A 13761-nucleotide genomic window follows, 5' to 3' on the forward strand; every position below is an offset into this window, starting at 1 on the left:
AAAATCCGTTAAAGTGATGAATATCAACGGCAAAGCGTATTATCTAAGTACTTTTTGTTGGTTCAACCAACGGGTGTATTGTACTTTATTTCGGTTATGTTGCGCCAAAGTTTTGGCAAAAATATGATACCCGAAGTTGGAAACGTCAGCCACAAAAAAGAGGTAATCATGCTTTTCAGGAGTTAAAACAGCGTCTATTGAAGTTATATCGGGCATAGTAATAGGGCCTGGCGGAACCCCTGCATATTTATAAGTGTTATATGGTGAATCCATTTCCAAATCACGGAAAAGCACCCTCTTTATTATAGTGTCATAATTTCCCGTTTCCTTTTTTATGGCATAAATAACGGTAGGGTCTGCCTGCAACAACATACCTCTACGTATACGGTTTAGGTATACTCCTGCAACTCGCGGACGTTCATCCACCTTGGCCGTCTCTTTTTGAACGATAGCAGCCAAAGAAATGACCTCATTTGGTTCCAAACCTAAATTTTCAGCTTTTTTAAGTCGTTCATCATTCCAAAAACGGTCATATTCTTTGCGCATTCGGTCCCTGAAATTTTCTGCGTTGGTATTCCAGAAAAACTCATAGGTATTAGGAATATACATGGCCAATTTAGTATCATCATCAAACCCTGTTTCTTCCAAAAAATCGGGATTGTTAAAAACTTGGAGCAAGGACAGGCTATCAGCCTCAATCTGTTCGGAAATCCTCCCAGCCAATAAAGCCAGTGATTCTTGATTGTTAAAAGATACTTGCACCGGAATATTGGCACTGCGCAGCGTATTGATCAACTCGTTATTGTTCATCCCCCGCTTTACAGCATACTTACCAGCTTTAATGTTGGAAATATATCCTTTACGTTTGGCAACGGCCTCAAAGGTGGACAAATCTTTCAATAAAGGTTCCAATGAAGTTTTTACATCGGAAAAAGTGGCGTCCGAAGCAATGTAAACGTATGCTTCATCATTATTAAACTGGGTATTTGGGCTAAATATGGCACTATATATTTGATATGCGATAAAACCACAGATCAACAGTCCGAGTATGGCTGTTGCCCAAAGTACTTTTTTAAGATTCATTGGAATTTATCTTTTGGTACATTATTTCATTTTTGAACCCTTCATTGGTTCTAATCCATTCTTTTTTGGTTCCAATTTCTACAAAGCCCAATTTTTCAAATAAATGAACGCTTGCTTCATTGCCCTCCATAATATTCGCATATAGTTGGTGGAGGTCGAGGGTGGAAAAGGCATAACCACATAAAAGTGACAAAGCTTCCGTTCCCACACCTTTATTTCTTTTGTTAGAATCAGCAATAATAATCCCAACACCTGCCCTTCGGTTTTTAGGGTCAAAGTCGAACAAATCAATCAAACCTATACAATCATCTTGATGATTACTGATGCAAAGTCGCAATTGTTTCACATCATAAATATCCCGATGCGCATTGTCCAGGTATAACTTTAAAACTTTCTTTGAATATGGTTTAAGCGTGCCGCTCACCTCCCAAACCGAAGTGTCGTTTTCCAATCTGTATAGAAAATCCAAATCTGTTGGCTCCAATGCACGTAGATATACTTGTTCCCCTTTTATATTGAGCATGTTATTGTTCCTTTATACACCTGAATTGCAGGGCCTTTCAAAAAAATATTTGTGTATTTCTCTTCCTTTTTCTCAAAAGATATGGTCAAATCTCCTCCAATAGTATGAATATGAACTTCATCTCCCTTAGTTTTACCAGATTCGTGCATGGCCAAGGCTACTGCTGTAACACCAGTACCGCAAGATAAGGTTTCTCCTTCCACCCCTCTCTCGTAGGTTCTCACATTAAAAGTATTGTCCCCTTGTTGCTCCACAAAATTAATATTGCTTCCAGATTCGCCATAAATTCCATATCGGAGTTTTTTACCTTCTTTTTGCACATCGAATTTATCCAACCCCTCCACTATTTGCACATGATGTGGTGAGCCCGTATCCAAAAACCTATGGTTCTGTTTTTCATGGATTTTGTCAACATCTATCATCTTCAAGTTGACTATGTTATCCTTGATGGTTGCATAATGTAGGCTATCCACCGCATTAAAAGTTGTTTCCTTGTCCACAATGCCCAGGAAGTGTGCAAAGGCAACCAAACAACGGCCTCCATTACCACACATAGTGCTCTCTGCTCCATCTGCATTATAATAAACCATCTTAAAATCCGACATATTGTCATTCTCCAGAAGTATCAACCCATCTGCACCTACGCCAAACCTTCTATCGCATAGCTCAGCAACAAGTTTGGTATTGTTTTTGGGAAAAATATCTTGACGATTGTCAATAATCACAAAATCGTTTCCCGTTCCTTGATATTTAAAAAACTGTAAATCCATATATATTCTTACAAAGGAACAAAGATATGGGATTCTTTAAGTTTTTTTTTGCAGTTAAAACAGCGTTAAACAACCATAGGCTAAAATTGAATTATTTTAATTTTGTTCTGAGCTTAATGTTAAATAGTTATTGAATTATGAAGAAATTAGCAAGTTTATTCCTAGTATCTGTATTTGCAGGAGCAATTACATTAGGGGCATATAAATTATTTTTTGAAAAAGAGGGCTACAAATTAGTAGCAAGCGAACAAGCAACCCCCATTCTAACAAGTAGTAATCTGGATACAAGTGCCAAAGGGGCTGGAATCAACGAGGTTGATTTTACCTTGGCTGCAGAAAAAACGGTCAATTCCGTAGTGCACGTTAAAAACCTTACTATTAGCAAAGGACCATCCAGTATAGCAGACTTCTTTTATGGATTTGAACGCCAGCAAACCCCTCAAGTAGGAACAGGTTCAGGCGTTATTATTTCTCCTGATGGATATATAGTAACAAATAACCACGTGATTGCCAATTCCAGTCAATTGGAGGTTACCTTGAACAATAATAAAACGTACGAAGCTGAAGTAATCGGCACTGATGCAGATTCCGACATTGCTTTATTAAAAATCAATGCAGAGGGTACACTCCCCTATTTAGCTTTTGGTGACTCCGATAATGCCAAAATTGGAGAGTGGGTTCTTGCAGTTGGAAACCCTTTTAACCTTACTTCTACGGTAACTGCCGGTATTGTGAGTGCAAAGGCAAGGTCACTGTCGCCCACAAGAACACAATCCTTTATACAAACAGATGCAGCCGTTAATCCTGGAAATAGTGGTGGTGCACTGGTCAATACCAATGGGGATCTAATTGGTATCAATACAGCCATTACCTCACAAACAGGTTCCTATGTGGGTTATGCGTTTGCAGTTCCTAGCAATATTGCAAAAAAAATAGTGGAGGATATTATGGTGTTTGGTAATGTGCAAAAAGGGTTGTTGGGCATTCGAGGAGGAGACCTTAACCCCGAAGTAGCAACAGAAATGGGAATTGAGGACCTAGAGGGAGTATACATTGCCAGTGTGGAGGAAGAATCGGGTGCAGATGAGGCCGGTTTACAAGAAGGTGACATAATAAAACAAATAGACAATATTACTGTGAACAAGTTTTCGGAGCTTTCCGGTTATTTATCCTCTAAAAGACCTGGTGACAACGTTGCGGTCACATTGGAAAGAGATGGGGAAAATATTGTGAAAAATGTTGTCCTAAAAAAACAACTTAGCGTTATCTTACCCGGTACAGGTTTTACGGTTAAAAACTTATCCAAATCAGATGAGAAAAAATTTGGGGTCTCAAAAGGTGTAAAAATTACCAATGTTCCCGAATCCTATTCCAGATACGGTCTAACAAACAAGGTTATTATTGAGTTGGATGGCGAGCCCATCGGTAATATTGAGGATGCCAAGGAACGGTTTAGTGAATTATCCAGATATGGCAGAACTAGCTTTACCATGATCAACGAAGATGGTGAAAAAGAACATATGATACTTCAGTAAATGTATCGAACAAATATTAAAAAAGCGTCTTTGATAAGAGACGCTTTTTTTATACCCAATAAGTTTTACGAAAACGTTTGAAATATCTAATTTAGCCGAAAATTTAAATATCACTAGCGTAACTATCACTAATGAGCGACAATACATCTTACGAAAAAGAGCTTGCCTTCCAAGCAGATAGACGAAAAGCCACAACAGAATTCATAAAAATCATCAGCGATCTTTGGTACGACAAAGCGATTGAGGTGGTACTGTTCAAAAATCAAATAATAGATAAAAATGTAAGTGACATCATCAACCTGCATGAGTACGCTTGTGAATTTGTTCAAAAACCCATGTCAATATTTGATTCGGTCGAAATACTGAGGGCTATAAACGACCTCAATCTTCCTCCTGCCAAACTGGACATTGGCAAGTTAACTTACGAATATCACTCAGACCAAAACAACAACCTTAATGCAAAAGCTTTCGTTATTGACAAGCTAAGAGATGCTCAATCATCCAAAGCTATTAAACCGAAAGACGTAGTGCTCTATGGTTTTGGTAGAATCGGGCGTTTGGTTGCTCGAGAACTTATGGCAAAGACAGGCCGTGGAAGCCAGTTAAGATTGCGAGCTATTGTTATTCGTGGTGAATTAAATAAGGATGTACTGGAAAAAAGGGCTGCCCTCCTTAAAACGGATTCGGTACATGGGCCTTTTACAGGAACTGTGGACGTTGATGTTGACAAACAAGCCCTAATTATCAATGGAACAACAGTAAAATTCATCACCGCCAATCAACCAGAAGATATTGATTACAGTAAACATGGTATAAAAAATGCCTTGATTATCGATAATACAGGTGCTTTTCGAGACAATGCCGCGCTTTCGAGACATTTAAAATCCAAAGGAGCCAACAAAGTATTACTGACCGCCCCTGGAAAGGAAGTTCCTAATATTGTCCATGGGGTCAACCATACAGACTTTGACCCGGACAAAACCAATATTTATTCGGCTGCATCCTGTACTACGAATGCAATTACCCCTATTTTAAAGGTAATTGAGGATTCCCTAGGGATTAAAAAAGGTCATTTGGAGACAATTCATGCCTACACCAACGACCAAAATTTGGTGGACAACATGCACAATAAATACCGTAGAGGTCGTGCAGCAGCCTTAAATATGGTGATTACTGAAACTGGAGCGGGCTCCGCAGTGGCCAAGGCACTTCCTTCATTAAAGGGAAAACTAACCTCGAACGCCATCAGGGTACCCGTTCCCAACGGATCTTTAGCCATTCTCAACCTAGAAGTGAAAAACAAAACATCCAAGGAAGGCATAGATACCATAATTAAAAAGTATGCCTTGGAAGGTGATTTGGTAGAGCAGATCAAGTACGCATTGAGCAATGAACTTGTTTCTACCGATATTGTAGGTACCACAGCACCGTCTATTTACGATAGTAAGGCCACAATTGTTTCATCTGGCGGAAATAATATCGTACTCTATATTTGGTATGATAATGAATATGGATATTCGCACCAAGTGGTCCGTTTGGCGAAATATATAGCAAAAGTTAGGCGTTATACGTATTACTAGTGGATGACAAATTGTTCAAAGAACTGATTTTCTTTTTTTGAAATTGGGTTTATTGGTGTAATTTCGTCCCACCCTTAATCTAAATTTAATACGAGAACATTATTGAACATGAAGTATTTACGCATTTTATTTGCCTTAGCCCTACTCCTTCCATCCCTAACCTTACATGCCCAAGAGGAAGACTCCTCGAGTGATGAGGACAATACGCTAAGAGGACAATTTGAAGAGTTGGAAAGGAAATCGGGCAACTACCGCGCCAATGGTATTCGCTACGAAGTAGTCAAACTTTCGGAGCTGTACGAAACAAAAAATAATATTTTTGATTCCATAGATACGGCCAATAAAACCATAAAGGATTTATCCGCAACCATCGCCGCAAATAAGTCCGAGATAGACGACCTGAATGAAAAATTGCAGGATACTACCAACAAACTGAACTCCGTTACCGAAGAAAAGGACAGTATTTCCTTTTTTGGAGCAATGATCAGTAAAGGAGCCTACAATTTTATTCTGTGGTCCATTATTTTTGGGTTGTTTCTTCTTTTATTGTTCTTCATTTATCGCTTTAGAAACAGTAATTTCCTAACACAACAGGCCAAATCAGCGCTTGCTGATTTAGAAGAAGAATATCAGAACCATAGGAGCCGTGCCTTGGAACGGGAACAAAAAATAAGCCGACAGCTTCAAGACGAGCTCAACAAGCAGAAAAAATAAAGTACAGGAGGATAAAAAGTGTTGATGTTTTAGACTGCTCCCTTCTTTTTAAAAGGTAGTTATTGTCAGCAATCATTACATTTGAAACAAATTAATCTCCAAGCAACAACGTGCATGCGGATAGACATTATTACAGTACTTCCCGAACTTTTAAAAAGTCCTTTTGAAGCATCAATATTAAAACGTGCCATAGAAAAAGGATTGGTTGAAGTACATCTTCATAATTTGAGGGATTTTAGCATCGGAAATTACAAACAGGTGGATGATTACCAGTTTGGCGGTGGCGCAGGAATGGTTATGATGCTGGAACCCATCGATAAGTGCATCTCAAAACTCAAATCGGAAAGAGAATACGATGAGGTTATTTACATGACACCTGATGGCAACACCCTTAACCAAGGAATGGCCAACGAAATTTCCATGAAAAAGAATATTATTGTGCTCTGCGGCCATTACAAGGGGGTAGACCAAAGGGTTAGAGACATGTTTGTTACCCGTGAGATTTCTATTGGTGATTACGTATTGTCCGGTGGTGAATTGGCTGCAGCCATATTGAGCGATGCAATAATCAGGTTGTTGCCAGGAGTATTAAATGACGAAACCTCCGCACTAACTGACACGTTTCAAGATAATTTATTGGCACCTCCCGTATATACTCGTCCTGCAGAATATAAAGGCAGAAAAGTGCCCCAAATATTATTGAGTGGTAACTTTCCCGAGATTGAAAAGTGGCGAGAACAACAAGCCTTGGAGCGTACCCAAGAAAGAAGGCCGGATCTTTTGGAAGAATAACCCTTAGCAAAAACCTAAAAAACCACTTGCCATTTCTAAATATTGCATTACTTTTGCAATCTCAAAATCAACCTCTGACGAAATCCGTGAAAGTTGGTCTTGAAAAACACTTTAAAAAAATACAAATGGAATCCTTAATAAAATTTGTTGAAAACGAATTTGTTCCAAAAAAAGAATTTCCAAAATTTTCAGCTGGTGACACCATCACTGTTTATTACGAAATTAAGGAAGGTGAAAAAACACGTACCCAGTTCTTTAAAGGTGTAGTAATACAACGTAGAGGAAGTGGAGCAACAGAAACTTTTACTATCCGCAAAATGTCCGGAACGGTTGGAGTGGAAAGAATTTTCCCAGTAAACATGCCTGCTTTGCAAAGGGTTGAAGTAAACAAAAAAGGTAAAGTACGTAGATCCAGAATCTTCTACTTTAGAGGTCTTACAGGTAAGAAGGCCCGTATTAAAGAGATTAAGGGGTAATCAAGCTCCAATACAACTAAGGAAAGCACCCAATTGGGTGCTTTTTTTATGAACAATTGTTAATAACCACTGTTTATAGCATGTTGATTCTTAATGCCTTAAAAAGTTGGGAAACTTAATTTTTCCCTCTACTTTAGTACAAGATATGATAGTGATACCATCACAATTATATCGAATTAAAGTTGACGTTCTTTAATACTGTGGATTCCCTTTTAATTGGTAACACTACTGATCACAAAAGGAATTTCAATTAAAGTGGAGCTTAGGCAATGCTTTTTGAGAAATAATAAGTTTTATGTGCGAATAGAAGAGCAATTTTCTGTTTTGATAAAATTTAGGAATACAACAGCACACTTTGCAACGTGTAATTTAGTTGAAAAATTAAAAACATAGCAGAGTAAACGTCGAAAGAGCATAAGATGTAGTCGAATAGATTGCAGTTTTGGCAACAAAGCAAATCTTAAGTTCTATCTGAAAGCCATATCCTTCGGTAAAACGAGGATATGGCTTTTGTTTTTTAACAAATTTGTATTAAAAACGTACACTTTTAGTCACTTCCATTCGTACTTCACCATCCATAAATCGTATATTTGCAACCGCTCAAACAAATTCATATAAATGGCTAAACTTCATTATACCAAAACAGACGAGGCTCCTGCCTTAGCAACATTATCTTTCTTACCCATCGTTAAATCGTTTACTAAAACCGCCAATATTACCGTAAGGACCAAAGACATTTCATTGGCCGGTAGGATTGCTGCTGTTTTTCCAGAATTATTGACTGAAGAACAACAGGTCTCGGACGATTTGGCCATTTTGGGTGAACTTGCCAAAAACCCAGAAGCTAATATTATTAAGCTTCCTAACATCAGTGCTTCTATTCCACAGTTAAAAGAAGCCATTGAGGAACTACAAAACAAAGGGTATAACCTCCCCAATTACCCAGATGAGCCGAAAACAGACGAAGAAAAAAACATAAAGGCTAAATATGACAAAGTAAAGGGAAGTGCTGTAAATCCTGTATTACGAGAAGGAAACTCGGACAGACGCGCTCCTAAGGCCGTTAAAAATTATGCCAAGGCGCATCCACACACCATGGGAGAATGGTCATCCGACTCTAAAACCCATGTAGCCACCATGTCGCATGGCGATTTTAAATCCAATGAAAAATCGCTTACCTTGGATAACCCTGGTGATATCCGTATTGAATTGGTAGGGGCAGATGGAAGCACAACCGTCCTAAAGGAAAAACTTTCTCTATTGAAAGGTGAGGTGATCGATGCCACGGTAATGAGCAAAAAAGCTTTGGTGGAATTCTTTACCAAGGAAATCGCTGATGCGAGAAAGAACAATATCTTGTTATCACTGCACTTTAAGGCAACCATGATGAAGGTTTCGGACCCCATCATTTTTGGCCATGCATTGGAAGTATATTTCTCCGAATTGTTTAAAAACTATGGGGACACCTTTGAAAAATTGGGCATCAATCCAAACGACGGCCTAGAAACCCTATTGGACAAAATTGGAGAACTTCCCGAAGATCAACATAAAGAAATTGAAGAGGCTATTAAGGCCAGTATAGAGAACGGTCCTGACCTGGCCATGGTAAATTCCGATAAAGGAATCACCAACCTCCATGTTCCCAGCGATGTGATTATTGATGCTTCCATGCCGGCCATGATCAGAAACTCCGGTAAAATGTGGGACAAAAATGGAGAACTTCAGGATACCAAGGCCGTTATCCCAGACAGTAGTTATGCAGGAGTATACCAAGCAACAATTGAATTTTGTAAAGAACATGGCGCATTCGACCCAAAAACCATGGGAACTGTTCCCAATGTAGGTTTAATGGCGCAAAAGGCAGAAGAATATGGTTCCCACGACAAAACTTTCGAAATAGAAAAGACAGGAGCCGTCAAAGTGATCGACATTTCCTCTGGAGAAATCTTGATTGAACACTCGGTGGAAGCAGGAGATATCTGGAGAATGTGCCAAGTTAAGGATGCCCCTGTTCAAGATTGGGTGAAATTGGCCGTTTCCCGAGCTAGGGCGACCAAAATTCCTGCCGTTTTTTGGTTGGATGAAGAAAGAGCCCACGATGTTGAATTAATCAAAAAAGTAAATCATTACTTAAAAGATCACGACACCGATGGATTGGATATTAGAATCCTATCCCCTACCGCAGCCACTAAGTTTACCTTGAAACGCATGAAAGAAGGAAAAGATACTATTTCCGTATCTGGAAATGTATTGAGGGATTACTTAACGGATCTCTTTCCCATCTTGGAAGTTGGAACAAGTGCGAAAATGCTTTCCATTGTTCCATTGATGAACGGCGGTGGATTGTTTGAGACCGGTGCTGGTGGATCTGCACCAAAACATGTGGAGCAGTTTTTGGAAGAAGGGCATTTAAGATGGGATTCCTTAGGGGAGTTTTTAGCACTTGCGGTTTCTTTGGAATTTTTTGGAGAAAAGAACAACAACAAAAAGGCTTTGGTCCTAGCAGATGCCTTGGACAAGGCAACTGAAGAATTTTTGAATCAAGATAGATCTCCTTCAAGAAAAGTAAACGAACTGGACACAAGAGGAAGCCACTTCTATTTGGCATTGTACTGGGCAGAGCAATTGGCTGCACAAAACAATGATGAAGAGCTAAAGTCCATATTCAGCAAATTATTTGAGCAACTTGCATCCAACGAGGATAAAATCGGACAAGAATTATTGGATGCACAAGGTTCCCCAGTTGATATTGGTGGGTATTACCTTCCAAATCCTGAAATGGCATCCAAAGCCATGAGGCCTAGTGAAACATTGAACAAAATTTTGAGCACCATTGGGTAATCAAAATCTCAAATAGATAGTTAACAAGGGTAGTCTTATAAAGGACTACCCTTTTGTTTTTATATCATTTGTTAAAATAAACCAGGGTACCCAATTTTCTTTTTATCCCTTATCTATAAATGCGTATTTTTAAAAAAACCATTCGAATGCCCAGACATTTACTTGCAATACTGCTTGCCCTGTTTGGGCATTTTTACATGCTTCAAGCGCAACAGCGATACACTCTGAGCGGTACAATTTCAGAAGCAAGTAGTAATGAATCCCTAATCGGGGTAACCATTGCCATTGTTGAATTAAAAACTGGCACTACCACAAATGAATATGGATTTTACTCCATCACCTTACCGGAAGGACAATATCAAATAATCATAAGCTATCTTGGTTTTCAAGAAATTGTGCAAAGCATAAATTTGAACCAAAATCTAAAGCAAGACTTTAATCTTGTAGAAAAAACCCAGGAACTGGAAGGGGTTGTGGTAACCGAAGATGTTGAACGGCTGGACATACGAAAACCTCAAATGAGTGTAACTTCTCTAGCTTCCAATACCATAAAACAAATTCCTGTTGTCCTTGGGGAATCAGACGTAATAAAATCCTTGGTTCTACTTCCAGGTGTCACCAATGCAGGTGAAGCATCATCAGGGTTCAATGTCAGGGGCGGTGCAGCAGACCAAAACCTAATTTTATTAGACGAGGCAACCGTGTTCAACTCCTCCCACCTATTTGGATTCTTTTCCGTATTCAACCCAGATGCAATCAAAGATGTAAAACTCTTTAAAGGCGGGATTCCTGCGAGATATGGAGGAAGAGTTTCCTCAGTACTGGAAATCTTTCAAAAAGAAGGGAACAGCAAAGATTTTAAAGTAAATGGTGGTATTGGTGCCGTTGCTAGCAGATTATTGATCGAAGGTCCAATTCAAAAGGATAGAACAGCATTTCTTATTGGTGGGAGAGCATCATACGCCCATTTGTTTTTACCCTTGTTTGATATCAATAGTAAGGCATACTTCTATGACCTAAACACAAAGATCAACCATAAAATTAACAAGAACAACAGTGTATTTCTATCGGGTTATTTTGGCCGCGACCTTTTTAATGTCAGCGAACGATTTGTGAATGTTTATGGCAATGCTGTTGGAAATTTTAGATGGAACCACCTGTTCTCGGACAAACTGTTCTCCAACCTTTCATTGATTTATTCCGATTACTACTACGGGTTAGAGCTTGATTTTGTGGGATTTGAGTGGAACTCTGGTATCCAGAACTTTAATATTAAATACGACCTTAAACACTACCTCAACGATAAACTTCAACTTAATTATGGGGTAAATAGCATCTATTATGTATTCAACCCCGGTAAGATTGTGCCCAACAGTCCCGATTCCGGTATTGTAGAGGAGCAGTTGACTAAAAAATATGCAAATGAAAATGCCGCCTACATTGATATAGAGCACCAAATTACAGATAATCTAAGTATTGAATATGGTTTACGGGCAAGTCAGTTCAACCGTTTTGGGCAAGACGAGTTTTTTGTTTATCAAAACAACAATCCCGTAGAGTTCGACCCCTTTACATTAACCTATCGTGAAGCAGACCCAATCGATACCATTAGCCCTGGTAAGGGACAAACCCTTAAAACCTTCTTTAATCTGGAACCAAGGGTTTCCATGTCCTATAATTTCAGGGAAAATAATTCTATCAAAGCTAGCTACACCCGTCTGGCACAATACCTCCATTTACTTTCCAATACCAGCTCGCCTACTCCATTGGATGTATGGGCCCCTAGTGGACCATTCATAAAACCCCAATTATTAGATCAATTTGCCGTGGGTTATTTTAGGAACATAAAAGATGGGGAATACAGTTTGGAAACCGAGTTGTTTTATAAGGATATTCAAAATAGAATAGATTATATAGATGGGGCCAACCTTATTGCCAATAATGCTATTGAACAAATCATATTGAACGGTGAAGCAAGGGCATACGGATTGGAGCTTTTGATTAGAAAGAACCAAGGACGCTTTAAGGGTTGGTTGGCCTACACGCTATCAAGGTCAGAACAAAGAACACCCGGAAGGGAATTAAATCTTGATTCTGGACGCTCAAACTTAGAAACTGGAATCAATTTGGGAGATTGGTACAATACCCCTTACGACAAAACACACGACTTTTCCTTATACGGAAGTTTTGACCTAAATAAAAAATGGAGCTTTAACGCTAACTTTGTATATCAAACAGGGCAACCAACCAATTACCCCATTGGTCAGTTTGAATATGAAGGAGTGACTGTTCCATATTATGGACTGAGGAACAAAGAGCGACTACCCGATTATCATAGATTGGACATTTCTGCCATTTTAACTCCAAAGAGAAACACCCAAAGAAAGGTACAATCAGAATGGGTATTCAGTATTTACAACGCATACAATAGGAAAAACGCGGCATCCATCAACTTTAGGGACAATGAGGACACTGGCCGTAACGAAGCTGTTCGTACTGCTATTTTTGGAATTGTACCCTCGGTAACCTATAATTTTAAATTTTAGTGATATGAAGAAATTCCTAACATATATTTTCATCACTGTTATCATTACATCTTGTGAGGATATCATCGATGTGGATCTTCCAGAATTGGAAACAAGATTGGTTGTGGATGGTCTATTACGCGTAGATAAGAGTGAACCGTTTATAGATGTTAGGATTACCATGCGGGAAACAAGTAGTTTTTTCGATGAAAACCAGCCCACTCAGGTAGAGAATCCGGTTATCAGCTATGGTGTACTAACAGAGGAAGGGGTGTTTGAAAGTTTATCCTTCTCCAATCTTGTAGAGGAAGAACCAGGTACTGGAGTATACGTGCCCGACCCAAACTTTACAACAGACCAGAGAATACGTACCTCTTCAGCCCAACCTGGGGTCGTTTTTATTCTACAGGTAACCCATAACGGAAAAAAATACTTCGCACAAACCGAGTATGCACCCACAGTACCAATTGATAATCTAGAGCAGGGAGAGGACACATTTATAGACGAAGAGGAAACAGAGGTAATCGTAACTTTTACCGATGATGGCATCAATGATAATTTCTATGTATTCGATTTTATGAATGCAGAGTATTTAACAGTGGAAGATGAATTTTTCCAGGGCCAACAGTTCCAATTCTCATATTTCTATGATGAATTAACTTCCGATAGCGACGTTACGGTAAGTATCCTTGGTGCCACAGAAGACTTTTACAATTATATGGATTTGGTTCTGGAACAGACACAGAGTACAGGAGGTGTGTTCCAAACACCTGTAGCAACCGTACGCGGCAATGTTTTTGATATTACTGGGCTTGACAATATTACGATTTTGGACAATGTTGAGCGTCCCAACGATTATGCGCTGGGCTATTTTGCTGTGGTACAGGAATACACAAGTTCAATCACCATTCAATAATCAATT

11 protein-coding genes are annotated in these 13761 nt (G+C 39.1%); 8 read left to right on the forward strand and 3 right to left on the reverse strand.

The window, feature by feature from the left end:
- Positions 1-39: 39 nt before the first annotated feature.
- The 3 genes from mltG to dapF are packed head-to-tail and all read right to left on the reverse strand — an operon-like array spanning position 40 to position 2376.
- Positions 40-1083, reverse strand: coding sequence for an endolytic transglycosylase MltG (gene mltG / locus MWU56_RS04165; RefSeq protein WP_247042553.1), 1044 nt, complete (start codon positions 1081-1083; stop codon positions 40-42).
- Positions 1073-1606: a GNAT family N-acetyltransferase gene (locus tag MWU56_RS04170; RefSeq protein ID WP_247042554.1), complete on the reverse strand. Its 534-nt coding sequence runs from the start codon at positions 1604-1606 to the stop codon at positions 1073-1075. The genes mltG and MWU56_RS04170 overlap by 11 nt, the downstream gene beginning before the upstream one ends.
- Positions 1594-2376: a diaminopimelate epimerase gene (dapF, locus tag MWU56_RS04175; RefSeq protein WP_247042555.1), complete on the reverse strand. Its 783-nt coding sequence runs from the start codon at positions 2374-2376 to the stop codon at positions 1594-1596. Before dapF ends, MWU56_RS04170 begins: the two co-directional genes overlap by 13 nt.
- A gap of 137 nt (positions 2377-2513) precedes the next feature.
- Here dapF and MWU56_RS04180 point away from each other — a divergent pair, with 137 nt between their 5' ends.
- The 8 genes from MWU56_RS04180 (at position 2514) to MWU56_RS04215 (ending at position 13755) form a co-directional block, all read left to right on the forward strand.
- Positions 2514-3911, forward strand: a complete 1398-nt coding sequence (locus MWU56_RS04180; protein ID WP_247042556.1) for a S1C family serine protease — start codon at positions 2514-2516, stop codon at positions 3909-3911.
- 131 nt (positions 3912-4042) lie between these two features.
- Positions 4043-5491 carry a glyceraldehyde-3-phosphate dehydrogenase gene (locus MWU56_RS04185; RefSeq protein ID WP_247042557.1) on the forward strand — a complete coding sequence of 483 codons (1449 nt, stop codon included), beginning with the start codon at positions 4043-4045 and terminating at the stop codon, positions 5489-5491.
- A 108-nt stretch (positions 5492-5599) separates the two neighbouring features.
- Complete coding sequence (locus MWU56_RS04190) at positions 5600-6205, forward strand: tRNA (guanine-N1)-methyltransferase (protein ID WP_247042558.1); 606 nt, start codon at positions 5600-5602, stop codon at positions 6203-6205.
- Between the two features lie 114 nt (positions 6206-6319).
- Complete coding sequence (gene trmD / locus MWU56_RS04195) at positions 6320-6997, forward strand: tRNA (guanosine(37)-N1)-methyltransferase TrmD (RefSeq protein WP_247042560.1); 678 nt, start codon at positions 6320-6322, stop codon at positions 6995-6997.
- 125 nt (positions 6998-7122) lie between these two features.
- Complete coding sequence (rplS, locus tag MWU56_RS04200) at positions 7123-7473, forward strand: 50S ribosomal protein L19 (protein ID WP_247042561.1); 351 nt, start codon at positions 7123-7125, stop codon at positions 7471-7473.
- Positions 7474-8091: 618 nt separating this feature from the next.
- Positions 8092-10314 carry an NADP-dependent isocitrate dehydrogenase gene (locus MWU56_RS04205; RefSeq protein WP_247042562.1) on the forward strand — a complete coding sequence of 741 codons (2223 nt, stop codon included), beginning with the start codon at positions 8092-8094 and terminating at the stop codon, positions 10312-10314.
- Positions 10315-10460: 146 nt separating this feature from the next.
- Positions 10461-12860, forward strand: a complete 2400-nt coding sequence (locus MWU56_RS04210) for a TonB-dependent receptor (RefSeq protein WP_247042563.1) — start codon at positions 10461-10463, stop codon at positions 12858-12860.
- Positions 12861-12864: 4 nt separating this feature from the next.
- Positions 12865-13755, forward strand: a complete 891-nt coding sequence (locus MWU56_RS04215) for a DUF4249 family protein (protein WP_247042564.1) — start codon at positions 12865-12867, stop codon at positions 13753-13755.
- Positions 13756-13761 lie beyond the last annotated feature (6 nt).

Source organism: Allomuricauda sp. F6463D, from assembly GCF_023015965.1.
GTDB lineage: Bacteria > Bacteroidota > Bacteroidia > Flavobacteriales > Flavobacteriaceae > Flagellimonas.